Here is a 24,857-nt window from a genome sequence, read left to right as displayed (position 1 = left end):
AATAATTAGTGGCAAGCCACTCAGCTTAGCCAATGCACTTATAAAACTCGAAAACGCTGCAAAACTCGTGCCAGCAGAGGTAAATCCCTCTACGGCGCATATGTTTATAGTGAACCCACTTCGTGGAGGTGGGATTCTTAGCCTCTTCAGCACACATCCCCCAATACCTGACCGCGTCAATCGGCTCAGGGCGATAGCTGAAAAGATGGGGCAAACAGTGTAGCCGAGAATGCAAATCTAATAAAAGGGAGCTGGTTTTCAGCTCCCTTTTTGTTTAGGCGTTCTAATCACCAGTTGTCATACTTTCCAAACTCTCGTGCGGCTAGATACATAGCATTAACATTCTCCACTGGCGTACCTGGTGCAAGGTTGTTCCCTTCTCGCAAAACAAACCGGCCGCCATTCATAATGCCCGTGGAAAGTATACGGCGAACCTCTTCTCGCACTTCTGCAGGCGTTGCCCGAAGAAGAAATTGCACTGAAGGCCCTCCATTGATTTGAACGTCTGGACCCAACTCCTGCCTTAAAGAGCCAAAGTCTACGGGAAAGCCAGTGTCAAATGTCATTACATTAAGCTCATCTCGAATTATCTTGAAGTGTCTTGTGGCATCACCACAGAGATGGATACTGTGCGGCCCAGCGCCTGCAAGTTCTTCAAAAAGGCGTTTGTGACGTGGAAGAACGAATTCTCTATAAGCCTCGCATGAGATTAGCTGAATGCTGTCATCTGCTATACCCCAACACCTGGGCTTAATTTCATACCCAAGCATCTTTCTCCAAGCTTTAATTCTTATTATTGTCGCCTCTGTTATAAAATCAAGTAATTCATGCACATACTGAGGATCCTCATAAATATCCATGCATATCTCGGTGGCGCCCCTTAAACTTGCGGCAGCGGTAAACGGCCCATCGGTTCCCAATCCCGAAGGGATGACATCCGAGACCGGCAGACCCATGAAAGTAAAATTTTTAATTTTCTCTTTCAATATTTCATAAAAACGCAAGTTCTTTTCCATCGAACCATCTTTAAATGGGTCTGGCACACCCTTGTCAAAAAGCATACGCTTTCGGTCATTTGTCAGTATTGGCTCAGTATCTGGAACCTGGCCATCATAATAGCGTACCGGGCAACCAAACCATGAAGCTTCATATGTGTTCTGAAGGTCAACATAAACAGCAGGCCAAGCTTCTGTAGGCATCCCCATTTCGGCGTCAAAAAGGAGATTGTGTCTAACATAGTATTGAAATTCAAGCTGAGTTTCCAGCATGAGTTCAGGATTTTCTGAGTACTCTTTAAAAGTAATTTGCCGAGGATTGAGCCAAGGAGTGAAAAGGTAGTATCTTACGTTTAGACCAAGCACCACAGGAACGCGAATAGGCTTACCCGCATGATAAGCATCCCATACCTCTTTAACTTCCCGATTATGTAATTTGAAATCCATTTCCAACATTGTTTTAGACCTGCCTCCGAACCGCTAATCCACTAAAAGTAAGCAAAATCACATTTTGACCAAACTCCAAATTGCTCTCCGACCTTAGAAATACATTATAGCTTCTGTTAAGTTCAAAGGCAAAAATGAGTAAAGGAGATAAACGGCCAAGCGGTGAATATATAAAATCGACAAATAGTATGCAGTGCAAATGCGTTTTGAAGACAGTTGAAAATCTTTCACTACCAAACGCTAAAACTAAAGAAGGAGTATAAAGTTGAAGCGCATATTCTTCGCATCTCTGCTAATTTTCCTTACGGTTAGTAATATCTCAAACGCCGCAAAAGTAGAAAAGTGGATGTGGGCTAGGGGAAGTCTCCATGCCCACACAACCAATAGCGATGGCGACAGTCCGCCACAAGTAGTAGCCGATTGGTATAGAGAAAATGGCTATAATTTTCTAGCAATCACGGACCATGAGAAATTGACAGACCCAGTTCCTTTGGATAACAATCCGAACGATAACTTCATTCTCATCACAGGAGAGGAATTAGCAATGCCTGGCAAGGAGTCGCCAATTCATGCAAATGCTTTTGGCATAACAGAGACAATTAAAGCCCCAAACAGAACTCTTAATGCAGGAAGAAGCGTACGTCGTCTTGTTGAAACCATTCGAGACGCAGGTGGAATACCAATGGTCAATCACCCAAATTGGGAAAAAGGCCTTTTGCACACTGACCTGCTTTATATCGATGGACCGTACATTCTTGAGATTGCCAATATGGGCAACGGCAGTTTAAATGAAGGAAACCTTGCACGACTCTCAACTGAACAAATTTGGGACTACTTATTATCAAATGGCAAGGAGGTTTATGCTGCGGCGACAGACGACATGCATTCAATCAAAGACGGCCCTACTGGACCTAACGGACCCGGAAAAGGGTGGGTAGTAGCAAAAGTGCCAGAGTTGACACCTAAAGCAGTGTTAACAGCATTGTCAAAGGGTGATTTCTACGCGTCGACCGGTGTTGAACTTGAGGACTATTCTTTTGATGGCGAAAGATTCTATATTAAGGTGCGTCCAAAGCCAGGCAAGTCGTATATGATTCGGTTCGTAGGCAAATGGGGAAGCATACTCCAAGAAACAATGGGCACATCGGCAATATATAAAGTAAATAGAAAGCAAGAACCAAATTCATATATCCGCTGCAAAGTAATCTGCTCTGATGAAACCGTTGCTTGGACCCAAGCATTCAGGATTGACTAGCCTCCTCATAAGGATAATTTAGGTATGGTGATATCCAGCCTTCGGCTGATGGTCATAGGAATCATGGTGGCAGTAGTTTGCGGGTGCGAACCAGTCATGCGCGAACTTCAATACACCAATCCTCGAACGCGCCTTTTCCCGATGCACATGGATCTTGGTATCGGCGATGAGAAGGTAGACGCTGCCACCATAATCGCTTCTCAAAATTACGTTGCTTTCGTTGAATACCCCAACGTCATCGTTCACTACCCAAATGGAATGTCTGCGCTTGCCAAGCAAGTAGCCGATGCATTTGAAAAAGCACGAATTAAAATAGCAGAGCGAACAGGCATAATTTGGGCTTTCAAACCAATCATATATCTCGTTCCGGTTACAAACACATCTTGCGGCTATCGCCTTCGCATACCTCTTCGGAAACAACGCGAGCTTAAACTACCATTGCTTATTTTACCGAATGGCGTGGTTCTCCCGGAATGGAGTAGCGGAATAGCACATGAGTTAACCGAAGCATCCATGCTTGCATCGCTCAGCAGACGAGAGCTTTTCCTTGGCGACTATTGCATATTCGGCGGAGGGTTAGTTAACGAAACTCGATGGTTTCGCGATGGAGTTTCCGAATTAGCAGGCGAAATCCTAAACCGCGAACTATTTGGCGAAGAGTATCAGCCACCAACTGATATATATGCCGAACTCTCACGAATCCGTGAGCTTCTTTTAGATTGGAACAACTGCGAAGAATATACAGCAAATGAGAGAGCTTATTACCTCGCTTCGCTAGGGTTAATTCATGAATTAACGAATAGATATGGAGATTATGTAATCGCCCAGATTGTCGAAGCTGCTTCAAAGCACCGTTACATAAACGGAAGCACACTTCTCAGGGCTGTCAATAAAATAACTGGCACTGACCTAAAAGAGTTTTTAAGAACCTACCAGCCGACTTGGCTTGGAATAGAAACAGTGGACGCTGGCCAAAAAGTCAAAATTGCCGCTGTTTATTCCGGCGGCCCTGCTGAAAAATGGGGCTTGAAAGCAGGAGATATAATTACGTCCGTTGATGGACAGCACGTTCCATCCTCCGCATGGCTAGTCCACTACATCGCCGCACGTCGTCCAAGAGAACGAATTTCGGTCGAGGTGGAACGTGCTGGTGTTAGCAGTAAATACCGCTTGATGGTCGTCTCCAAGCCTGCATTTCATTAATATGAAGGTATCAATTATTGACCACTCAATTCCTTATATACTAGAAAACAGTTGGGGAGATAAAACAATCCATGGTGAATTACCGCTTGTTGATAATTTTAATCTTAACTCTCAGCTTATTTTTGGAGGCAGATATTTTGCAGGCTGATACGTCAATTCTCACTCGCTCATCAGTTAAGACGATTTATATTGTCCAACTTTCGCACCTTGATATTGGATTTACCGATACTCAAGCGGCAGTAGCCAGGGTATCTGCTGAAACAATCGACGAAGCAATCGCTCTTTGCGAAAAAGATCAAGATTACAAATGGACAATTGAAAGCCTTTGGCAGCTTGAGCAGTGGATGAAAGGCAAGACGCCAGATCAAATTGCACATTTAATGTCGCTTGTTAAAAGTGGACGCATTGGGCTTACCGCGTGTTATGCTGGCATGTGGAGCAGTATCATGGGTGCGGAAGAAATTTGCCGTTCTTTTTATTTTGCTGCACGCCTTAAAAGGGATTATGGTGTTGAAATAAAGACTGCAATTCAGAATGATATACCAGGAGCAACATGGGCTTATCCTCAAGCCCTGAAAAAAAGCGGCGTAAGATACTTGTTAATGGGCGTAAATAACTTCATCGGTGCTGGTGCTGAGATTCCAGTAAAAGACAGGCCATTCTACTGGGAAGGTCCTGACGGTAGCCGCGTTCTCACATGGATATGCTCCGATTTTATAGGAAAAGAAAGCGGCTATCTTTTAGGGCTTTGGGAATATGGCTGGGGTAAAGGCGGCCGTGCCGAAGAAACCGTGCCAAAACTGCTCCAACGTTTGGAGGAAGCTGGCTATCCTTACGATGCCATTTTAATAATTGCAGGTACGGGCGACAATGGCCGCACAAATCTTGCTATGACTGAAGGCGCAAGAGAGTGGAACTCTAAACATGAATCACCGAAAATGGTAATATCCCAGCCTGACGATTTTTTCTCGCACATGGAAGCCAAATACGGCGACCTATTTCCCGTATATCGAGGTGATTGGTCAGGGCTTTGGGACCAAAATGCTCAAGGCACTCCATATGGAACTGCTCTATCGAGGCAAGTTCACGATGAACTTCCATGCGCCGAAGCTATTGCTTCGTTCATTGAAGCACTAAAGCTTAGGAAATACCCAAAACAACAAATCGAATCTGCATGGGAGAACGTAATTACATATGACGAACACTCTGGTGGCGGAGGCTGGCCTGGAACACTAACCGCCGAGCAAACGCGCGAAGGTAACATTACTGCCCAAAGATATGCGCAGACAGCTTCCAAACTTACATCAAACGTGCTTCGGAACTCAATCGGAACGCTTCTAGCGCACGTCAAAATCCACAAAGATAGCTTTTTTGTTTGGAATCCCACGCCGTATATACGAACAGGTGTAATTCAGGTCGGCGATACATTTATACTTGCTAAAGATGTGCCGGGGCTTGGCTACAGGTGTTATGAACCCTCCCAAACTTATAAATCCCAGCTTTCCATAGGTCCAAATTTTCTGGAAAACGAATACCTCCGCATCGAGGTAGACAAAAATGGTTTTGTTACTAGCCTAAAAGACAAGCGCACGGGTTTGGAATTAGTTGACAGAAAATCCAAGTATGGCTTTGGGCAGCTTGTTCAAGCATCAAAAGAATACAATGGGCCTGTAAACTTTAGCAAACCTTCAATAAGAGTAAGGCAAACTAGTCCGCTGGCCGCTAGCCTAATCATCACAGATGCAAAATCGCCGCTTTCAAAAACAGAAATTACCTTGTGCGCTGGTGAACCTATAGTAAGATTCAAGCATAAGTTCAACCTACAGCGAACACCCTATGCTTCATACGATGACGGTTCAATAAAATATGACATCGCCTATCCATTCAACATTCCTAACGCCAAGCTAACGTTTGATACACCCGCTGGATTGCTCAATCCTTATACAGATTACATGCCGAAAGCCAACTGCATACTCAACGTTCAGCATGGCGGTGATATCGCTGGCTCTGAGATAGCTGTGTCTTTCTTCTCTAGGCAGGCGTTCAACTGGGAATTTGGTAACATCAACTGGATTTGGGGCACGCCAATCCCACCCCAAACCACCGAACTAATGATGCGGCTTCTGAGTAAGCATGATGAAGCGAAATACAAGGAAGGAATTGGAAGGGTAATTGTAGAGCCTGACGCGCCCAATGTACTTACATTCGAGACAGCATTTTATATTCACAAGCCAGGCGACGAAAACGTCATCCACTTTTTGGAATCCGAAGCAAACCCGCTGATTGCAATGCCAATTAAAGCAAACCCAAATGGTAACCTCCCATCATCCGCCCAATTCATCAAATTGGACGGCGATGGGTTCTCTCTACTCACCTTCAAGAAAGCGGAAGTCGGAAGTGGGTACGTAATTCGTTTAATGGAAAACAAAAACAGGCAATCGAAGATACAGATATCCTCTGGATTTCTGAAAATTGACTCAGCTGAGCTACTGGACATCGTTGAGAATCCCATTGGCAAACTTCCAGTTCAAAATGGTGTCTTTGCAATAGAAATACACCCACGCGAAATTGTCACAATTCGACTTCAATTATCAGGGGCACGAAAATGAGGGTAGCTCTTTTCACTCTAGCATTAATTTGCGCCATTCCCATGAGTGCTCATGGCAAACTTACAGTTCTGAAAGCATATTACCGCGATACAAACGCCAGCCTGCACTTGTTTCTCAAAAACCAAGGCAGACAACCAGTAACGCTACTTCCGCCGATAGTAGACGATTTCGACTGCGCCACAATTAATGAACATAATGTAAATCGTCCGCAAGATGTGCTCTGGTATCGCATGCGTCCTAGCGCTATTGCTCCGGGTGAAATTGCTAACATCTTAATCACTCTTTCAACACCAGCCAACAAGTCAAAAACGGTAGAAATTCGTACAACTAACGGCGAAACTATAAAAAGGGTCATCCGATGTGCCGCCGAGCCATTAAGATTCCAAGCAATTCGCTTTGCGCCCAATCTCAAAACAATTGATATATATGTTCGTTGGGCGAATCCCACAAATTCCTCGTTTATCAAAAGCATACTACTTGACGGCAAAGATGTACACAGATTTGCCTCGCCTTGGCCTGCTAAAGCATGCGACGGATTGGCCTTTACAAGAATTATTTTGAAAAAGCCGCTTGTCAAGAATTCGTTTCACGTCATTGAAGCTAAATCGAGTGACGGACTTTCAACTGCCTATCAGATTCGCGCAATGCCGGCAGAGTTTTTAATTGGCGTTTACGGCACGCCCACTGCTGAGAATATCGCCGATTGGTCAGCACATGGGTGCAATCACTACCTATCTTTCGGGTCCGTGCAACCTGACATCCTTGAGATTATGTCAAAACATCGCATAAGTGTTGGTGCAAAATATATCCCCGAACCGCTGGTTGACCGCTCTGCTGGCAAAATCGTGAACTTCAATGAGGACATTGCTAGAAAAAATATCGAAGAAATCAAAAACAAGCAGGCCTTCTTATACCACCATCTTGTAGATGAACCAGACGTTGCAGACCATTATGGCGGAAGACAGCTTGGTATAAGTGCAATGGAGCTAGCTGCTAGGGATGAGTTTTGCGCAAAAGTTGACCCTGAACACTACACCTTCGTGCAGTTAGATAACACTTTTCGACCCCAAAATTACCGAGTTTACGGGGAGATAGCCGATGTTATCGCAACTCATCGATATTCTTTAGGAAACTTCTTAAGAAGTGAAGCAGGTCAGGAAACATACACACGACCGCCATTTCTCAAGGATCTTCTCGAAACAATCGAAAAGCTTAAATTGGCTACCGAACCAAAGCCATTTTTCATGGTTACCCAATTTTTCAACCTTGGCGAACGCCGTTCCGGACGTGCGCCTACTATAGAAGAAATGCGCCTTCAATGCTACGCCATGCTATTGGGCGGCGCACGCGGAATCATCCACTACATCCACTCAGGCTCGACTGGCGGCGGTGAAGGTGGGCGCGCAAAAACACTCTGGGATGCAATGACAAACCTACACAACGAATTGAGAAGGGTGGGGGAAGTAGCCGCAATTGGCACGCCTGCACCAGCTAATTGGGCAAGATGTAGCACTCCCAATGTCCTTCCAGGCGCAATCCTATGCGGTGATAAAATTGTAGTGGTACTTATCAATCTCAGCCACCGCTCATCTCTCGAAACTTTCGCCGCTCGGCCGGTGCGAGAAGCAATAGTAACAGTAAAAATTCCCCCTTGGTTAGATGCCAATGCTTTGAACGTCGTCGCACTTGATAGCGGAGACTTGATTGAAAGCCAACTCCAAGAAGACGTGCTGTCTTTCAAGATAAACGAAATAATTGATGCGCGTTGTTTTTTACTTTCCCGACAAATAGGGCAATGAGCACCCCAATAATTTCGGTTCTGCTCCCGGCATTCAACGCCGCCAATACGCTCAATCAAGCAATTGAGAGTTTGGTTCGGCAGACATTCGCCAGCTTCGAGGTAGTAGCAATAGACGATGGGTCTACCGACGGTACCGGCGACATCCTTGACCGCTGGGCAGAACAAGACGTGAGAATAAGGGTTATACGTATTCCGCATTCAGGGATCGTAAACGCACTCAACATTGGGATTGCCGAATGCAAGGGTGAGTTTATCGCTCGCATGGACGCCGATGATGTTTCTCATCCCGATAGGCTTCGATTGCAAATCGAGTTCATGCAAACCCACCAGGATGTTAGCGTTTGCGGATGTCTTGTGCGCTCATTTCCAAGAGCGAAGGTCAAAAAAGGCTTCCTTCGATACGAAGAATGGCTAAATTCCCTCATAAGCCATGAAGATATTTCGAGGGACATCTTTATCGAGAGCCCGCTTGCACACCCTAGCGTTATGATGCGAGCATCGGACCTACGCATGATTGGCGGTTACCGCGACATGGGCTGGCCTGAGGACTATGATCTTTGGTTGAGGTTTTACATGGCAGGAAAGCGCTTTGCAAAAATTCGCCGAGTTTTGCTGTTTTGGCGGGAAACCCCTGGCAGATTAACATTCGCTGATTCGCGCTATTCGCTTGAAAACTTCATGCGATTAAAAGCTCATTTCCTTGCTCAATACCTGCCACAATCACGCCCGATAATTACGTGGGGAGCAGGCATGACAGGCAAGCGACTCATGAAGCACCTGATTAGGGAAGGCGTAAAGCTCACGGCAGTTGTAGATATTGACGCCCGCAAAATAGGACAAGTCATTCGAGGAGTGCCCATAATTCGACCCGAGGATTTAGAAAGATTTGCAGATGCTTTTGTTATTGCCGCTGTAGCCTCAGAGGGGGCGCGCGACCTCATTCGTAGACAATTGATTGAGACAAACCGAAAGGAATTGCAAGATTTTATTTGTGCCGCGTGAGATATAAAAATGGCACAAAATTGCCAATATTTTTGTTGCACGATATAGACAAAATGACAACGTCGTGTTATAATAAACAGCGCAAGCGTGGAATACTTTATAATGTTCCCCGGTAGCTCAATCGGCAGAGCGCTTGGCTGTTAACCAGGATGTTACAGGTTCGAGTCCTGTCCGGGGAGCCAGAATGGTATCTGAGAGCGTATCTCAGATTCACATAATGAAAATAGCCCTATTTCGGGTGGACGCCCGTATAGGGCTATTTTTATGCTATCTGGGGCAAGAATGGCTTTATGGAGGACAAGGCTCAATAGTTCCTTTTGTTGATAAGGCTGGATGTGGTCAAACACGTCCGTAAACTTATTTAGGGCAAGCATCACTAATTCTTGAGTGACGGACTCTCTTTCTATTTCCTCAATCATCTCTTCTAACGCCTGGATGCCCGCCAAGGACGTCCTCGAAGAACTTCCGCGCCTCGTCCTAGCGCTTCTCATAGTAGAGGTTGCACCCGCAGTGAAGCTTCGCCTCCTCCGCCCACCAGCTGTTCGGGTGCTTCTCGGCGAACTCGCGGAGCAGCTTTGCGCCATCAGCATACCGATGCGAGTTCCATATACCCATGGCGGCCTGAAACTCCTGCTCTTCCTCGTCTTCGCGTGATACGTGCCGTAGGCTAGGTCCGAAAAGCCGATTGCCAGAAGCATGTGCGACATGCGCTCCGCGTAGTCCCTCCTTAGGAGTATGGCAACCCAAACCGCCAGGAGTGCCGCACACGCGAAGAACACAGTACCTGTTATCATCTCGGCCGCCACTCAGTCGCCGTCATCGCCATGCCCTGTGTGTCCTAAGTGAATCCCGCTACGTGCAACAGCGCCGCCCCCGAGCACGAGCAACCCCTATCCGCCCTCCTTACAATAGATGAATCTGTACCAATATATGGGCATGACAACGAAGATGCCAAAGAACAGGGCTGCTCGCCAGAAGCGCTTCCTGTGGGCTGGGATCTTTTCGTTTCTCGCCACATGGCTAATGTAGAAAATCAGCAGCGCCCAAGACAACACACACGTGAAAAGCACCAGCGGTGTACCGTATGTGAGTGTAACCATCATAATGTGCAACGGTATCCCACCCTGCGCAAGCTCATAGAATCTATATCCGACCACCATTAATGCCATGATGAACAAGATTGGCCAGAGGGTCGCCACCCCTAAGGCAATCTTGGCGCATCTCCTCATGAGAACCACCTCATCTGCTGCCTCAGCGCCGTTCATTCAGCGGGTTCGATGGTACCGTACCACTGCCACCGTTATGGAAACGGACAGAAGCAGCACCGCAAGGGCTGCGATCTGCAGGGCTAACCTGTAGCCCACAATGTTCGTACACCACATAATCACCAGAATCCAGATACCAAGCGACCATACTAGCGAGACAGCAACCACCTACCGAATCAGTTGGCTCGACGGCCATCCGATTGCTGCCTGTACTCGTTGTGCTTGTGGCTGAGGAGTGATTGATAGCCTCAGGACCGCCAGAATATTAAGTATCAGCCACAGGCCGGCTACTAGCGATAGCCACCAGCACGTTGCGATGGCTGCCACTGTGAAAGGAGTCAACGCGAGCACCGCTCGAATAAGGTATATCCGGGCCACCAGCGTAAGGAGCTGGGCTGAGCTCATTATCCCATCCCGCGCATCCCTAACGACGATCCGCAAGACAAGGTTGGTTACGACGAGCACCAGATAAATGCCAGACACAACCAGCGCGCCCAAATGGGATCGGAGCCAGGCAGCAGAAACGATATAGACCACAGGCCCGAGCAGCAGCAGGATGCCGCCGCTCAGTGTCAGCCTCCAATGTCGCCGAAGCCAATCTCTACGGCCTATCCTGAGTAGCACTTTTCAGACCGAACCTCTGTTCCACCATGTGACGGAGCATGCGCAGAACTTTCTCGAACGAATCAAGGCATGGCGTGGGTGGGTCGCAATCTCCCGCCATGCATGTAGCAAAGTCGATCGCTACTATTGGCGCGACAAAAGAGAGTTCACACACTTTCTTGGCGACCTCTCCTAGGGCTATGCAGGCTGCCATGCATTCCGGAGCCCCCGGACCGGCGATTATGCAGCCAATAACGCAGGGCTCAACAACGACCTGCTCCACAAAGAGACAGGCCAACTCGCCTGCTAATGCCATGCAGGCTGCCTCTTTCAAGCACGTCGAGAGCTTTCCAAAGCTGAAGTTTCCACTCGGATCCACCCACTGCACCGGGTCATTGCCTGCATAGCCGTATAGGTTCAGACCATCTCTGGCAGGATCACGCGAGACGAAGCGTCCCGTTGTTGGATGGTAGTACCTCGCGCCCAGTTGAAGCAGGTCGAATCCGGGGTTCTGGTAGTGTGTGTAGTATCCCAGGCCGCCAACAAATGCATAGGGCTGGGGCGTGGTCCCCCAGTGCCCAGGGGAATGCCCACGCATCGTAGGCGTATGCATCCGAGACGGTGGGGGGCGTCTGGGCCATGGTCAACGCCTTCGCGCTTCCCAGGCCGTCCGCGTGGTAGTACTGACCCGACCCGCCGGCCAGCCGTGCGATCAGGCTGCCATTTCCCACGCTGTAGAAAGCCATGAGGGCGCCTTGCCCGTCCACTTCCCCGATCACGCGGTCCTCGTCATAAAGAAACCAGGTTGTGCCCGATGCGAAGGTCGCGCTCCGGCGGAGGTTGTCGCCATCGTAGGTGAACTCAGCGGTTGTGACTCCTCCGACCTCCACTTCGGTCAGGCGGTTGGCGAAGTTGTACGCATAAGTGGTCACGACCGACCCCTCTTGCTTGGAAATCTGGTTCCCTGCGCAGTCGTAATCCAGGAACGTGTTCCCCGTATACGGCGGGTCGTTCGATGAGCCGTAGTCGAAGAGTTTGTTTGCCGCGTCGTAGTGATAGTACGTCGTGACACCGTCTGCAATCATCGTGAGCCTGTTCCCCACGTCGTCGTAGGTGTAGCGCTTGTCGTATGGGAGGCTGCCGGTTCGAACCTCCCGCGTCAGGTAGTAGACCTCATCGTACTCGTTGTCCACCCGCGCCTGGGTCGGATCCCGCCAACACTGGCTGACAAGGCCAGCCGGACGAAGTAGCATTCGTCGTATCGTCATACAAAGCCGTTTTGTGCGCGCGCCGTGTACAGATCGATGGCCAAGGGCCAGGCGAAGGCAGCCTCTCGCACATGCCAAGTCTTTACCCGCCAAAATGTCGCTGTAGCGTGGAGAGAGCCGTCCACATCGGCACGACCAGACCCGCAATATAGGACGCAACCCCAATAATGGCAAAAAGCGGCGACCACCGGTCCCAGGCGGCCTGCTTACTCTCGATCGAGGGCGGCTCCCCAAGGGCTGGGGGCCACCGGCGAGGGCGAGTCCGGCCGCGTGAGCTTCTGGAAGGCTTCTTGCCGTGCGTCAATTGGCATGTCGGGGTTGAGCTGCATCAGCGCTTGGCGAAGCCGATCTCCAAGCACCACCTGGCCGTAGTTCTCGCGCTCGACATTCCGCATGCCAGGTGCGATATCTGGGCCGTGCTCGACCATCAAGCCAAGGGATTTAAGCCAGCAAGGGCGGCTAATTCCAGCTCTGACTCGTAGAAGGCTACTCTCATCGCTTACCCTGTACGAATTCAAGCAATAAGCGAAGAACGTTCACTGCTTGTGTCAATAAGACTTCCATAACATCTCGCTGATCCTTCCCCACCAGCCCCAGTCTCTTCAGCATCCGCTTGTACTTACTGCCCTTACGGTGAGCTGCACCAGCAGAGCGGAGGCCTTGAAGGTCCTGGAGAAACCTGATTATCTCCTCTTTATTCTCACATCCCTCTTCTTCAAGGAAGCGTTCCAGCTTTCGGATGCCTCGGTCCTCTCGGCGTTTCTTAACCAACTTCTTTTCCAGCTCGCTTTCGTTGAGAGAGTCCACAAGGAGTCTTGTAAGCGCTAAAATTTGCTCATCTAACTCACGCTGAGAATCAGTGACGGGAATATGGACCGTTAAGACGTGCTCGTCGCCAGGTTTTGGCTCGAGAAAAAGCGGCCATCCCATCTGTTCACGCCAGACTTCATTCAACTCCTTGTATTTTTGCTGAAATACAAGGTCTACGCTCTTAGGCTCTGCAAATTCTGCTAGAAAGCTCCGATGGAAGCACGTTTCACTAATGCCCACATCTGCAGGCGGAAGCACATTGAACTGCCTCCAGTGCAATCGCTCGCGGTAAGGGAGATCGCGACCAAGGTCGCCGAGGAACGCGGCAACGTGGGTCGGGTGATCATTGTCAATCTGCATTACCCACAGCCCGAGGCATTCGAGGTAACCATCCTTAACAGAGTACCGGTTAGGCTCCGCGTAGTACTTTTGCAAAACCTCCTTTCGGAAATAAACCGGAGTCAAGTAGTTAGGAGTTCCTGAGTTGGAAAGCCTATCTGGGTTAGAGGTAGATTCTATAAGCCTGCCATCAGGGCTCACGCCAATAATAAAAGATACCTCAGAATCCGCTTCCTTCTTATTGAACGGCCACTTACCGCATTCCTCGACGGGTGGTGGTGCAATGATGACTTTGCCCAAGAGTCGGGAGAAAGTACAGAAACTTGGTAGGAAATTGCACTCTGCGACAGAAAATGAGTATCGAGACTTATCATCCTTATGCTCGAATTTCCAATCTTTTTGAGGCACGTCGCCTAAGGATATTTTGGAGTAGCGAACAGAGTTGAAGTATATAGCGAGGTACAGTTGTGTTGCTGCCAGAAACCGACGCAGATATGTCCACTCGATCTCTACCCTTTCATGGTTGATAATTTTTGCCACTTCTATCGGATAGCCAGACTCGTCAAAATCCAGAAATATCTGCTCCTGGTCTTTGCAATTCTCCGCGAGGTTGTGGAAGTGACGAAACTCTTCACACAGCTCGAGATAGGAAGGCCAGGCGCCATAAAATTTTCTGGTTATAACCAGAGGGCGTACTCCCTCAGTTCCAAAACGGTGATAAGTCGTCGTTTCTTTTCCTTCTTGCCAGGACTGACTGAAACCGGGGAGGCCGTCACCTATGGCTAAGTCCCAGTCGTCCTTCTTCAGCGCCTCTTTAACAGCTTCACGCTCTAATAGCGCACAAAAAATATCAAACCTGTCGGGATTCCTGTCATCAATGGCATAAACAACCTGCCATGGCTCTTTCCCCATGGATGGAATGAAATTAGTGATAAGATCTCGCTGGAGGAGATAGTCCAAATCAAGTCGACAGTCCTTAGATGCACTCATAGTCCCCTCTCCTTCAAAAACCTTTCCGCATCCTTCACCCACGGTTTACCGGAAATCAGTTTGGGCAGGAGCGCATCGGGCAGGGTGGCAAGGGTGGAGGATTCGCGCTCGTTTTGCAGAATCCCGCAGCACTTTTTCGAACAGCTCGTCATCGGCATCAAGTGGTATTGACAGCATGGCTTTTCCATTTAGTCGAATCTACTTATCCGATACTCGAACTCAACCCTTGCTACTTACTCAATCTTAACACTTGCTACTTAATCTTAGCTACCGACCAGAGAATAGCTTTTAAGTAGACTCTTCTGTTCCGCCCCACTGTAACAAAAGCCATTCATCGAGCTTATTTTTGCGGAACTTCTAATAAAGGCGGCCCACTTTGTGGCTAGGCACCCCCTGCATCACTCCCCAGTGGTATAGGCTTTTCAGGATGAAGCTAGCCAAAGTTCGGCTTCAAAGCCGAGGTAGGCGTTGTTACTATTGCTTGCGGCCATACCAATTTGCATCTAAGGGGACTCTTGCAAGGGTTTGCCCTGTTTCTTCTTAGCTTTTGTATTATGCGCATATAAAATATAAATTGTCAAGTTTCCTTGCTAGCCCTAACTTCATATGCGCTGGGTTGTTGTGGAAACGCACTAAAGCTGAATTCAAAACCTTCTATGGGCTTAAATGCAAAGTCAAAAAGAAAAAGAGAAAACGCGTTGATGCGCAACTTTTGCCCACTTTGACATCGTCCACTTTTGTATCAGGCGCATGTCACTGGTGAAATGAATCGGGTGTTGCAGGGAGAAACCACTATCTCCTTTACCTTATGATTCCTCCGAGGCTTCGCCCTGTATCCCTTCAAGTGGCGAGCTGACGGCGCACAATTCCTCTATACGGTTGCAATGGTAATAACCAAGGGGTGGGGTGGGTAGCCCGACATCCCGCTAAGCCTTCCAGGTGTTCCACTAGTCGTAGCCCAATAGGTAATAGGCGTTGACAAACATATCGGGGAGCTTGCCAAGAAGTTGCCCTAATGAGGAGAGGCGTAAAGTGGAGCTTCATTTACCACAATCCTCTGAGGGAGAATGCTAATTCTGGTATGGCCTTTAGCAATCCTCTTCATTTCAAGCCTCACTCCATCCCACAAAAGCACGCTTCGTGATGCCGTTCCGCCGAGCCAGAGAATTTAAAAGGTAGAACTTCTCTTGTGAGAAGTTCTACCTTTTTGTTTTGGGCAAGATGGTGCAGTCAATCGCTAACTAGAACAGGTTTCCCTCGAACTGGCCGGGGCCGCTGTGGCTGATGCAAATATACCACTTGATTTGAAGGCGATTGGTAATCTTCATGTTCGCTGGGCTGGCATATTACCGCTGTAGTTGATCCCATTCCACTAGGCATAGACCATCGCATCCGCAAAAGCGCCGCCTGTGCCAATGGACATCAAAAGCCAAGCTGCTTGCGTTATACTCTTACCTCTGCTTTAATAAGAACAAAGACAAAGTCACATTTCACAAAATATGAAAATTTTTGTTTTATAATTGAATTGGCACTATTTCATATCGGAGCCAGTTTGCTTTTTGAAAACCCTAAGACGTGAATAAAACAAAAGGAGGATACAATAAAATTAAGTTGAACAAATCAGTGAGATTATTTCGAGAAAAATGCGATGACCGAACAGCAAATAAACTTTAAAACCAAAAGAGAACTGGATGAGGCAATATTACAAGATAAGGCAATAGGAACCCCTGACTTGCAGATTGGTCAAAAGTATGGGGTTAGTTTTAAGTACATTGAACGGCTTATTACCAAAACTCATGGGTTAAACGTTAGCGAACTAAAAGATACAAAGAAAATAAAAACCCTCCATCCAAAAGATTTTAAAGAGCAACAGACCACTGTTTGGAGCTTCAAACAAAGGGGAAATTGGGCAACTCATAGCGGCGAATATAGGGGCAATTGGTCCCCTTACATCCCAAGAAACATCATTCTCAAATATTCAAAACCTGGCGACATTGTTTTGGATTATTTTTGTGGCGGCGGCACAACGGCTATTGAATGCAAGCTACTAGGTAGGCGCTGTATTGCAATTGACATTAACGAAAAAGCAATCGAGTTGGCAAAAAGAAATACTGACTTTAGCCTGCAACCAGAGCAATTATCTCTTACGAATGAACAGAAAAACCTTTGTATTTACGAACCGACACTAAAGGTAGGTGATGCTAGAGATCTATTCTTCCTAGATGATGATTCTATAGATTTAATCTGCGCTCATCCGCCTTATGCAAACATCATTAACTATACAAATTCAAAAGATGGCGACTTGTCATTTCTTGATTTAGATCATTTCTTGAATGAAATGAGCAAGGTTGCAAAAGAAAGCTTTAGAGTACTGAAGCCCGGCAGACAATGTGCCATCTTGATAGGGGATATGCGAAAAGATAAACATGTAATCCCCCTGGGTTTCCAGCTCATAAACGTCTATCTAGACGCTGGTTTCAAATTAAGAGAATTGGTTATTAAGCGGCAGCATAATTGTAAAACCACAGGCTTTTGGTATGCAAACAGTGTCAAATACAACTTTCTCCTTCTTGCTCATGAGTACCTGCCAGTTTTTGAAAAGCCAGTGTCAGGACTTCCCGCAGACAAAGTGGAACCTAATGTCAATCGCCCTCTAGTTGCCCCCATCTTAAAAAACTTACCGGTAAATAGAAACGTGGAAAACCTTGAAACCACAACGGTATGGGAATTACCAGAAAAAAGCTTTGAGCAGGAGCTAAATAAAAACATTATCTATAGATATTCCGATGGAGAACGTTTTTCGGCTATATCATTTAATTTTCACCCAACGGGTGAATCGAATGATTCAGAAAACAGCAACCAAGAAAATAGACAGCTTCTTATCATTAAATCGCCATTTTTGGACAACAATCCTAGCCGTCTAACTATTGAATACTATTTAAAAGAAGTCGAACAAATAGTTAAGCATAACTTATCCAGCATAACCAAAGGTGGATTTGTGGTTATCCAGACTCAAGATTTGCGAATCGATGGATATATAGAGCCCCTTGCAAAAAGGATCGTGGATAAGCTAACCGATGATAATCTATGGCTCAAAGAAATAGTCGTCCTGAGTTACAAGGACGAATCTTTGAAACCCCAGTCACCTGATGGTTTTTTAAAAATAGCACATAAGTACCTGCTTATATATGAAGTCATGAAATCTAATTGAGACCAAATTAAAAAGTTCAAACTAGAATAACAATAGTAAGGTAGGGATGCATCTTTATGTCCGAACTCCTTAGCTTCCTTGAAAAACTTGCAATGCATTGTGGTATAGAATTCAATCTCGGGAAATTTGAAGGCCAAGACGAGTACGAATTGGCTGCAAAAATATTGAATGAGATTAACAAATTCTTTTACCAAAGAAAAGAAGCCCTGCCTTCTTCCTACATTTCTGAGTTTCACAAATATTGGCAGGAAAACCATGAAAACATCCTGGCTCCAAAAATCGACCCAAATGGCGAATGCTTAGAAGTAGCCAAAGTGCTCGAAAGTATCTACGCAAATAACACCATTAAGGTCCAACTAGATACCTTTGATTTGACAAAAGAAGAAATTGCAAATGTAAGATTTTTTACCGCTATTCAGGATTTTAACATCGATGTTCATGCGAAGACCAATCCGTTTGAGTTTTATAGAAGACATCCTGATTGTTTTAACCCTCGGAAGGTGAGGGATAATGATTTGTTAGTAGATGAGCTCCTTAATTTCCTTGGAGCGCAAGCCCAACGAGATAAACGAAAGCCATGGATGCTGAATTCGGCAAAGCTCTTAGAGGAAAAGTATGACTCTTCAGCATATAAAATTAACGAGTTTCACAACGGAGATGTAATCGAGATTGTTAAGGCGCTAACAGCTGAAGAACGATATGGATTTTCAGCCAAAAAAGCCCACATGTTTCTAAGAGATATGGCTGATTTAGGAGTATGGGAGTACAAGAAAAACATAGAGAAATTGGATGTCATGAGTGACAAGAATACCATGAGAGTGGCTTTGAGAACGGGCATTCTTCAATTCCGTATACCTTTATTAGCCAGTTACCTAGACATTTTCAGCTACCAGTATGCCATGGTGGACAGGCTGAGCCGCGAAGCTTGGAGAAGGGTTTGGGAAAAATGGGACGAAATCCCCAATAACCATAGGCCGCCAACACCAGCTTCAATGGATTACCTCATTTTTAGACTTGGGAAAATAGCATGTCGTCCCAATGAGCGTTCTTGCCCCCACGAAAAACAGATAAGCGAGAAGTTTCTAGAGAGCCTAATGCCGCAAGACCGATTGATTTTTAGAAACGACAGATATTGCATTTTTAGCGATATTTGTAAGCCTGAAAGGAAAAAATTAAATGCCCCCAAAAGCATCTCTATAGAAGGAAGAACAGGGTGGAAAAGCGGAAAGACAAATGAAGGCGGTGGCGGTGGGATTTCGTCTTAAAAATAAGCCCGCAACATTGCCAAACACGGCATAAAAAAACTCCTCCATATTGAAGTAAAACAGAGAATAGCCTAATGGACGTTAACCAATTCCCGACACCGAAAACTGAATTTTGAAGTGTAAAAAGTTAGAGTGATGCTTTTTGTCCACCTACAGAATATTTTCTGAGATCTTCCTTTGCTCCCAACCTGTGAATTAACAACTAGGCAAAGTTTTCGTACGGCAGTGATGCGGGAGGAAAGGGAAACCACCAAATGGGGTGGGGGTATTTAAGAGTTGCAGGGCGAAGTTGATTATGCTCTACAGATTGGTTGAATCGCCACAAAAAGCCCCCAGCTTGAATTGACGGTCCACAGGAAACAAGCAATCCCCGCTCGACAGCCATTCGTGCCATTCCCCTGTGAGATAGATGAAGCTGTGAATTGCCTCAAAGAGCTGAGAAACCTTTATTTTGGATTCCTCGCCGACGCTAAGAAACCTCGGAACCAGGCGAAAAGGGTGGGGTGCAGTCCAAAGGGACCTTGGAACCATGCGATGGGACCTTGGAACCATCCGATGGGACCAAGGAACCATTCGACGGTACCAAGGAACCATTCGATGGGACCAAGGAACCAAGCGATGGTTCCCAAGAACCATCCGATGGTTCCTAAGAACCAAGCGATGGTTCCAAGGTACCAAGCGATGGTACGCTCCAACCATTCGATGGTAGACTTCCACAATCCGATGGTAGAGGTCAACCATCCGATGGTAGACTTCCACAATCCGACGGTAGAGGTCCACCATTCGATGGGAGACTTCCACCATCCGATGGTAGAAGTCAACCATGCGATGGTAGACTTCCACCATGCGATGGGAGCCAATGGTTTGGGGCGCAGGCGTGGGAACCATTTGTGCGTATCAGCCTAGCTATACAAAATCTGCAGCGGCCGTCTATACGGGTGCAGGCGCCAATCATAAAAGATGCCCAATCCAAATCACTAGGGAGCCTCACTCCGCGTCTGCGGCTCTTCCTCGCCTGCCAGCCTAATCCCCGGCGGAAGCTTCCCAATCCACAATCTAGTTACTGCAGTGCCATCAATAACGCGCCCGCCAGAGGTCGTCCATGCGCGTATTATTAAAAACGTCTGCCTTGTGTCGCTGAGCGGCCAATTCGCATGAAAAATTACGGTGTTGCCCACCACATCAACGGCAACGCTCCTCGACCCATACCTTCGAAGCCGCCCATCTTTCAATACTAAGGCTGATGCTTGCCCTTTTTGCCAACTATAGTATGCAATCACCCTATCTCTGCTTTCAATCCCACCGCTGTTTATGGAAAAATGGAAGTTTATCTTGGAAGTTGGCGGCCTTCGGGTCTTAATCTTGACGGAAAACCTGTCATTATTCCGCAAAAGCCAGACTCCCGCGATATCGCCCCTTGACTTGAACCCGTTTGTAAACAAATCGCCAACCGGATCTTTGATGACTAATGCCGCAGGAACTTTTTGGTGGATTGGCCATGTTGTAAGTTTGACTACTCCAAACAGCTCGTTGCCCTTTGCGAACGATTGAAGCAGTCGGTCAATCGCGCCAAATTGCGTTCGATACATGCCTATTGCCTTCCGCTTGTCAATCATTTGTGCCACCGTAAGCGGCAGTGCGAACCACTCCGTTTGGTTCAGCTTGACAAGCGGGGCAGGGGGCTCAAGCATTACCCACGGCCTAAATCCGCGCGGGGCGGGCCAGAAACTGCGGTGGATTAGATACGTGTAGACAACGCATTTCTGAGCAAATAAATGCCCCTGCGATGCCAGCTCATCTAGTGCATACCTTGTGAATGCATATACCGACCAATGCCCCGAGTGAATGTCGTTTGGATGGGGAGCTATAACTATATCTGGCTTTTCGCGCATCAAAATTGCTTCGATGTCTTCCAACACCGATTGGCCACAGTAAATTGCCTTTGGTGTAAAGGAATTAGCGTATGGCGAACGAGTTTGCCTCGTTCGGGGCGAGCGCACTGGATTTGAGGGAAGCCAATTGCCGGGAAGCCACATGCGATATGTATTTCCATTTGGATATCCTAAGAATATGACATTTTTCGACGGCAAACCAAAATGACGAAGTGCGGTTAGTGTTTCACGCTGTCGCATATATCCCAAGCGAATAAACTTTTGGGGTGTCAGTTTGATAGTTTTTTCGAAAATAATTACGTCTATTTCTGGATACTCACCGTTTGTGGCAACAACTACTTTAACGTGCGCACCGGCTTGAATGGCTTGCTGGATGAGCCCGCCACAGCCGAGGGTTTCGTCATCGGGATGTGGAGCGAATATAACGATTTTTTCGCCTTGTTTGGGCGGCGGCATTTGCTTTAAAGGCGCTTGGGTGCGGAGGTTCAATCTATAAATTGAATTAGCCAAGATGAGGCGGCGACCTACCTCTATCAGAGCCGCCAACAGCAAGACACCGATTAAAAGCCAAATCCACCTTTTCCTAGTTTTCAGCGGTGGATTGGAAGTCTTTGAGCATGATGAGCCAGTCACCTTGGGTATCTCTTGTTTTTCCTTTAATTTCAAATCCAAGCTTTTCATAAACATGGATTGCGGCAAGGTTGTCGGGGCGAACTTCCAAGCGCACTTTATCGGCTCCAGCGCTTCGGAGACGCTCTAACGCAATTCGAAGCAGTTCGGTTCCAATTCCGCGGCTTTGGAAATCGGGATGGACTGCAATCGAAAGTATTCTCGCCTTGGCATTAAGCTCTTGCTTGCGGGTCTCGCGCCATATTGCTATCCAATTTCTGGCTGAGATTAGCAAAGGTCTTAATCCTATGCCATAGCGACCTGTAATCCAGCGCCAACCCATTTTTAGGAGGTAACCCTTCCAAACGAAGAGCCGCATCATGCGAGGGAAGTCCGCTGGCGCAAGTATATAGCCGACGACGCGGCCGTCTATCAGCGCCACGAAAAACGAATCGGGTTCTATCTCAAGGCAAATACCAAAAATATCGCGCAGTATATCTGCTTTTGGAATGAATCCGACATAATGGCGAACGCTTTCGGGAAAGGCATCAAGAAATATCTCCGGCACTTGCTGGATGTCGGAAGGAACTGCATTACGATAGGTAAGCTGTTCATCCATGAATTAACCTTTGGCGATACTTTCACTGCATTTGCATTATGAAGTATACCAGGTTATCTAAAGTAATCAAGAGGCTTCGACATCCAAAGTTATTCGCTGGTCCTCTCGGATTAGCTTTCTACATCCGCCTTCGTGGCTTTTTGACCAATCGGTGAGCGGCGCCGGCTCGAGGAGGCGGTCAAGTTGGCCAATGTCTTTTAATCTATTGTAAATGAGTTGCCATCCGCACTCGACGTCTGGCGAAACCTCGCATTTACCATCGCGGGAATACCCACAAGGCCCGCTGAGAAGGCCCTTGGAGCATCGTGTCAGCGGACATACTGCGCCATACAAGCCAACGATGCATTTTCCGCACGCAATGCACTTCTCAGTCCAAATGCCTTGCTCTTGGAGTATGCCGATGAACTTGGTATCCAAACCGGGGTAAACTGGCTTGGTTGGGAATCTCTCGGCTATGGCTTGAACTCCTGCGCCACACGCTAGCGAAAGCACTGCATCGCTGTTTTGAATCTCGTCTATAGCGTCCTCGATGAACTGATTCTCGCATTGGCGCTCGATAGTTGCCTCGATAATCTCTCGTTCGTCTTTGTCGAGGCGATATGCGATGCGAAGGGCAGAGGCAATCATGCCGACTTCCCGCTCACCGCCTGCAAGGCAGACGGTAACGCATGTGCCGCATCCTAATACAAGTATGCGCTTGTGCGGCGCCAGCATCTGCTTAATTTCCTGAATATGTTTGCGATGTCCAACTATCATAATAATCTCCGTTAGTTTTTGTTTTGAAGTTCAAAAACCTTATTTGTCGCTTAGAGCCAGGCGAAGGGGATTCGGGCCCAGCTTCTTGAGCCGCTCGGTCATCTCTTCGATTATTTCTGCAAAGGTATTGGCTTGCGCCGAAGAAAGGTTGAACATCTCAAGCCTTTCTGGTTCAATGCCTGCTTCCGCTAGAACCTCCTTTGCCAACCCGACTCTCTTCTTCGCCCGAAGATTTCCCTCTTGGAAATGACAGCCCCCCTCAAGGCAACCTGCAACTATAACGCCGTCAATGCCTTGTTCGAAAGCATGCATAATATATGCAATATCAACCTTGCCAGTACAAGGCAGTCGTATTATGCGCACGTTTGGCGGATATTGAAGTCTCAACGAACCTGCAAGGTCCGCGGCTGCATATGCACAATAGTGGCAACAAAGTGCCAAAATTCTCGGCTCGCCGCTATCCATCAATTGACTACCTCCAGGAGGGCTTTTACTGCCGCTAAGATTTGGGTGTCCGTGAAGTGTTGAAGCTGGATTGCCCTTGCTGGACACTCAGCCGCGCAACTTCCGCACCCCATGCACATCGCCGCTTGAATCTCTACGCGATTCTTGCCGTTGTTTGGGCTCACAGCAGGCGCGCCGTATGGACATATTCTCACGCAAGTAAGGCACGAAACGCACTTTCTAACATCTACAACGCTAACCTGTCCGCCGACTACCATAGTTGGCTTGCTTAGAATCGTTGCCGCTCTGCCGGCGGCAGCGAGTGCTTGCTGGATGTTCTCGGCAGTGGTCTTTGGAGAATGAGCGCTACCCGCCAAGAAAATGCCTTCAGAAGCAAAGTCCACGGGCCTAAGCTTCACGTGGGCTTCGTGGAAAAAGCCGTCCTCATTTAACGGTACCTTTGCCAGCTCCGAGATTTCCTTGTTGTCAACCGCTGGGGAAATTCCCACAGAAAGCACCAGAAGATCAACTTCTTGGTTTACTTGGATTCCAAGTTCTGGTTCGGTAAAACTTAGGACCACTGGTTTTCCGTCTGAAACCGAGACCTGGGGTGCGTTCTCGGGTTCATACTTTACAAAAACAACGCCAAGTTCCCGTGCTTTTTGGTAAAGGAGCTCGTTAGTACCATATGTTCGCATATCTCGATATAAAACAACTATTGAAGCGCTTGGATATTTTTCCTTAAGAAGGATTGCATTCTTAACCGCTTCGGTACAGCAAAAACGACTGCAGAAAGGTCTCTCCTCGTTGCGAGAACCGACGCACTGAATCATCGCGATGGATGGATTCTCCGGCAGGTTGAGCGCATTTTCATACAGTGCCATCTGAAGTTCACGCTGTGTTATTATGCGCGAATCTTCACCATAGCAGTACTCCTTTGGCACATACTCGATTCCGCCAGTAGCGATTATGAGCACGCCATGGCTAACCTTCTTCACGCCAGATGGGGTATTTAGCTCACTCGTGAAGTTTCCAATATGCCCCTCCAGCTTCGCTAGGCGACTTTCCGTGTAAACTGAGATAAGCGGATGGCTCGTTACCGCCGAAACCAGCTTTTCAAGTAGTTCACGATTGTTAGAAAATTTAAGCCTTCCGCCCAGCTCTGCACATTTTTCGACAAGGTGCACTTGGAAGCCTTGCTTCGCAAGTGAAAGCGCAGTAGTCATTCCGCTAGGACCGCCGCCGAGAACGAGGGCAGACTGAACAACCGGCAGTTCTTCGGTAAGGAGTGGGCGAAGTCTGGAGGCGCGGCCCACTGCCATGCGAAGCAGGTCAATCGCTTTTTCTGTCGCCGCGGTTGGATTATTCGAATGCACCCATGAGCATTGGTCTCGGATGTTCGCCATATCAACAAGGAACGGATTCAGCCCACATTCTCGAACGGTTTCGCGGAAAAGCGCCTCGTGTGTTCTCG

Annotated in this window: 23 protein-coding genes, 1 tRNA gene and 1 pseudogene; 10 read left to right on the top strand and 15 right to left on the bottom strand. The window is 47.5% G+C overall.

From position 1 onward, the window contains the following. Positions 1 to 223: protease HtpX (locus tag QHH26_13225; protein MDH7482917.1), on the top strand; the 223-nt coding region annotated here is incomplete at its 5' end. Between the two features lie 64 nt (positions 224 to 287). On the opposite strand, the gene QHH26_13220 is transcribed toward QHH26_13225, so the two are convergent. After that, complete coding sequence (locus tag QHH26_13220; GenBank protein MDH7482916.1) at positions 288 to 1,451, bottom strand: uroporphyrinogen decarboxylase family protein; 1,164 nt, start codon at positions 1,449 to 1,451, stop codon at positions 288 to 290. A 256-nt stretch (positions 1,452 to 1,707) separates the two neighbouring features. Here QHH26_13220 and QHH26_13215 point away from each other — a divergent pair, with 256 nt between their 5' ends. The 6 genes from QHH26_13215 (at position 1,708) to QHH26_13190 (ending at position 9,494) form a co-directional block, all read left to right on the top strand. Beyond that, on the top strand, positions 1,708 to 2,697 hold the full coding sequence (locus tag QHH26_13215; GenBank protein MDH7482915.1) for a CehA/McbA family metallohydrolase: 990 nt from the start codon (positions 1,708 to 1,710) through the stop codon (positions 2,695 to 2,697). 24 nt (positions 2,698 to 2,721) lie between these two features. Then, the gene (locus tag QHH26_13210; GenBank protein ID MDH7482914.1) at positions 2,722 to 3,900 is read left to right on the top strand and encodes a PDZ domain-containing protein; all 1,179 of its coding nucleotides are present in this window, start codon (positions 2,722 to 2,724) and stop codon (positions 3,898 to 3,900) included. A gap of 137 nt (positions 3,901 to 4,037) precedes the next feature. Further along, positions 4,038 to 6,509 (top strand): glycosyl hydrolase-related protein, encoded by a 2,472-nt coding sequence (locus tag QHH26_13205; protein MDH7482913.1) that lies wholly within the window; start codon positions 4,038 to 4,040, stop codon positions 6,507 to 6,509. Next, positions 6,506 to 8,308 (top strand): hypothetical protein, encoded by a 1,803-nt coding sequence (locus QHH26_13200; GenBank protein ID MDH7482912.1) that lies wholly within the window; start codon positions 6,506 to 6,508, stop codon positions 8,306 to 8,308. The genes QHH26_13205 and QHH26_13200 overlap by 4 nt, the downstream gene beginning before the upstream one ends. Continuing rightward, entirely contained in the window at positions 8,305 to 9,312 is a 1,008-nt protein-coding gene (locus QHH26_13195; GenBank protein ID MDH7482911.1) for a glycosyltransferase, read from the top strand. Before QHH26_13200 ends, QHH26_13195 begins: the two co-directional genes overlap by 4 nt. Before the next feature lie 106 nt (positions 9,313 to 9,418). After that, positions 9,419 to 9,494 (top strand) — tRNA-Asn (locus tag QHH26_13190). On the opposite strand, the gene QHH26_13185 is transcribed toward QHH26_13190, so the two are convergent. From QHH26_13185 to QHH26_13145, 9 genes and pseudogenes are all read right to left on the bottom strand, one after another. Beyond that, positions 9,465 to 9,803, bottom strand: a complete 339-nt coding sequence (locus QHH26_13185; GenBank protein MDH7482910.1) for a hypothetical protein — start codon at positions 9,801 to 9,803, stop codon at positions 9,465 to 9,467. The genes QHH26_13190 and QHH26_13185 overlap by 30 nt on opposite strands. Further along, entirely contained in the window at positions 9,790 to 10,059 is a 270-nt protein-coding gene (locus QHH26_13180; protein MDH7482909.1) for a hypothetical protein, read from the bottom strand. The genes QHH26_13185 and QHH26_13180 overlap by 14 nt, the downstream gene beginning before the upstream one ends. Positions 10,060 to 10,202: 143 nt before the next feature. Then, positions 10,203 to 10,541, bottom strand: coding sequence for a hypothetical protein (locus QHH26_13175; GenBank protein ID MDH7482908.1), 339 nt, complete (start codon positions 10,539 to 10,541; stop codon positions 10,203 to 10,205). Positions 10,542 to 10,745: 204 nt separating this feature from the next. Beyond that, the gene (locus QHH26_13170; GenBank protein ID MDH7482907.1) at positions 10,746 to 11,060 is read right to left on the bottom strand and encodes a hypothetical protein; all 315 of its coding nucleotides are present in this window, start codon (positions 11,058 to 11,060) and stop codon (positions 10,746 to 10,748) included. A 118-nt stretch (positions 11,061 to 11,178) separates the two neighbouring features. Further along, positions 11,179 to 11,394, bottom strand: a complete 216-nt coding sequence (locus QHH26_13165; protein ID MDH7482906.1) for a hypothetical protein — start codon at positions 11,392 to 11,394, stop codon at positions 11,179 to 11,181. 223 nt (positions 11,395 to 11,617) lie between these two features. Beyond that, positions 11,618 to 12,373 (bottom strand): hypothetical protein, encoded by a 756-nt coding sequence (locus tag QHH26_13160; GenBank protein MDH7482905.1) that lies wholly within the window; start codon positions 12,371 to 12,373, stop codon positions 11,618 to 11,620. Between the two features lie 281 nt (positions 12,374 to 12,654). Further along, entirely contained in the window at positions 12,655 to 12,966 is a 312-nt protein-coding gene (locus QHH26_13155; protein ID MDH7482904.1) for a hypothetical protein, read from the bottom strand. Continuing rightward, the gene (locus QHH26_13150) at positions 12,941 to 14,587 is read right to left on the bottom strand and encodes a hypothetical protein (GenBank protein MDH7482903.1); all 1,647 of its coding nucleotides are present in this window, start codon (positions 14,585 to 14,587) and stop codon (positions 12,941 to 12,943) included. The genes QHH26_13155 and QHH26_13150 overlap by 26 nt, the downstream gene beginning before the upstream one ends. After that, positions 14,584 to 14,700 (bottom strand): annotated as a pseudogene (locus tag QHH26_13145) (restriction endonuclease subunit S). Before QHH26_13145 ends, QHH26_13150 begins: the two are co-directional and overlap by 4 nt. A gap of 1,535 nt (positions 14,701 to 16,235) precedes the next feature. On the opposite strand from QHH26_13145, the gene QHH26_13140 reads away from it, so the two are divergent. From QHH26_13140 to QHH26_13130, 3 genes are all read left to right on the top strand, one after another. Further along, positions 16,236 to 17,798, top strand: coding sequence for a DNA methyltransferase (locus QHH26_13140; GenBank protein MDH7482902.1), 1,563 nt, complete (start codon positions 16,236 to 16,238; stop codon positions 17,796 to 17,798). A gap of 56 nt (positions 17,799 to 17,854) precedes the next feature. Next, complete coding sequence (locus QHH26_13135; protein MDH7482901.1) at positions 17,855 to 19,063, top strand: hypothetical protein; 1,209 nt, start codon at positions 17,855 to 17,857, stop codon at positions 19,061 to 19,063. A gap of 342 nt (positions 19,064 to 19,405) precedes the next feature. Further along, positions 19,406 to 19,969 carry a hypothetical protein gene (locus QHH26_13130; protein ID MDH7482900.1) on the top strand — a complete coding sequence of 188 codons (564 nt, stop codon included), beginning with the start codon at positions 19,406 to 19,408 and terminating at the stop codon, positions 19,967 to 19,969. A 71-nt stretch (positions 19,970 to 20,040) separates the two neighbouring features. Here the strand turns inward: QHH26_13130 and QHH26_13125 are convergent, their stop codons facing one another. From QHH26_13125 to QHH26_13105, 5 genes are all read right to left on the bottom strand, one after another. After that, the gene (locus QHH26_13125) at positions 20,041 to 21,501 is read right to left on the bottom strand and encodes a PIG-L family deacetylase (protein MDH7482899.1); all 1,461 of its coding nucleotides are present in this window, start codon (positions 21,499 to 21,501) and stop codon (positions 20,041 to 20,043) included. Positions 21,502 to 21,538: 37 nt separating this feature from the next. Then, complete coding sequence (locus QHH26_13120) at positions 21,539 to 22,183, bottom strand: GNAT family N-acetyltransferase (GenBank protein MDH7482898.1); 645 nt, start codon at positions 22,181 to 22,183, stop codon at positions 21,539 to 21,541. A 66-nt stretch (positions 22,184 to 22,249) separates the two neighbouring features. Further along, positions 22,250 to 22,939 (bottom strand): methylenetetrahydrofolate reductase C-terminal domain-containing protein, encoded by a 690-nt coding sequence (locus QHH26_13115; protein ID MDH7482897.1) that lies wholly within the window; start codon positions 22,937 to 22,939, stop codon positions 22,250 to 22,252. 39 nt (positions 22,940 to 22,978) lie between these two features. Then, entirely contained in the window at positions 22,979 to 23,404 is a 426-nt protein-coding gene (locus QHH26_13110; GenBank protein ID MDH7482896.1) for a hydrogenase iron-sulfur subunit, read from the bottom strand. After that, the coding region (locus QHH26_13105; protein MDH7482895.1) for an FAD-dependent oxidoreductase at positions 23,404 to 24,857 on the bottom strand (1,454 nt) is incomplete at its 5' end. The genes QHH26_13105 and QHH26_13110, both read right to left, overlap by 1 nt.

It is taken from the genome of Armatimonadota bacterium, from assembly GCA_029907255.1.
Taxonomy (GTDB): Bacteria; Armatimonadota; UBA5829; order DTJY01; family DTJY01; genus JAIMAU01.
Note: the sequence above shows the minus strand (reverse complement) of the source record. Positions and strands in the feature narration are given on the sequence as shown.

Excerpts from the sequence above, each read along its gene's own strand:
- QHH26_13220 (MDH7482916.1), bottom strand. The coding sequence starts at position 1,451 with ATGTTGGAAATGGATTTCAAATTACATAATCGGGAAGTTAAAGAGGTA.
- QHH26_13210 (MDH7482914.1), top strand. The coding sequence starts at position 2,722 with ATGGTGATATCCAGCCTTCGGCTGATGGTCATAGGAATCATGGTGGCA.
- QHH26_13200 (MDH7482912.1), top strand. The coding sequence starts at position 6,506 with ATGAGGGTAGCTCTTTTCACTCTAGCATTAATTTGCGCCATTCCCATG.
- QHH26_13195 (MDH7482911.1), top strand. The coding sequence starts at position 8,305 with ATGAGCACCCCAATAATTTCGGTTCTGCTCCCGGCATTCAACGCCGCC.
- QHH26_13185 (MDH7482910.1), bottom strand. The coding sequence starts at position 9,803 with ATGAGAAGCGCTAGGACGAGGCGCGGAAGTTCTTCGAGGACGTCCTTG.
- QHH26_13175 (MDH7482908.1), bottom strand. The coding sequence starts at position 10,541 with ATGAGGAGATGCGCCAAGATTGCCTTAGGGGTGGCGACCCTCTGGCCA.
- QHH26_13165 (MDH7482906.1), bottom strand. The coding sequence starts at position 11,394 with ATGGCAGCCTGCATAGCCCTAGGAGAGGTCGCCAAGAAAGTGTGTGAA.
- QHH26_13150 (MDH7482903.1), bottom strand. The coding sequence starts at position 14,587 with ATGAGTGCATCTAAGGACTGTCGACTTGATTTGGACTATCTCCTCCAG.
- QHH26_13140 (MDH7482902.1), top strand. The coding sequence starts at position 16,236 with ATGACCGAACAGCAAATAAACTTTAAAACCAAAAGAGAACTGGATGAG.
- QHH26_13135 (MDH7482901.1), top strand. The coding sequence starts at position 17,855 with ATGTCCGAACTCCTTAGCTTCCTTGAAAAACTTGCAATGCATTGTGGT.
- QHH26_13120 (MDH7482898.1), bottom strand. The coding sequence starts at position 22,183 with ATGGATGAACAGCTTACCTATCGTAATGCAGTTCCTTCCGACATCCAG.
- QHH26_13115 (MDH7482897.1), bottom strand. The coding sequence starts at position 22,939 with ATGATAGTTGGACATCGCAAACATATTCAGGAAATTAAGCAGATGCTG.
- QHH26_13110 (MDH7482896.1), bottom strand. The coding sequence starts at position 23,404 with ATGGATAGCGGCGAGCCGAGAATTTTGGCACTTTGTTGCCACTATTGT.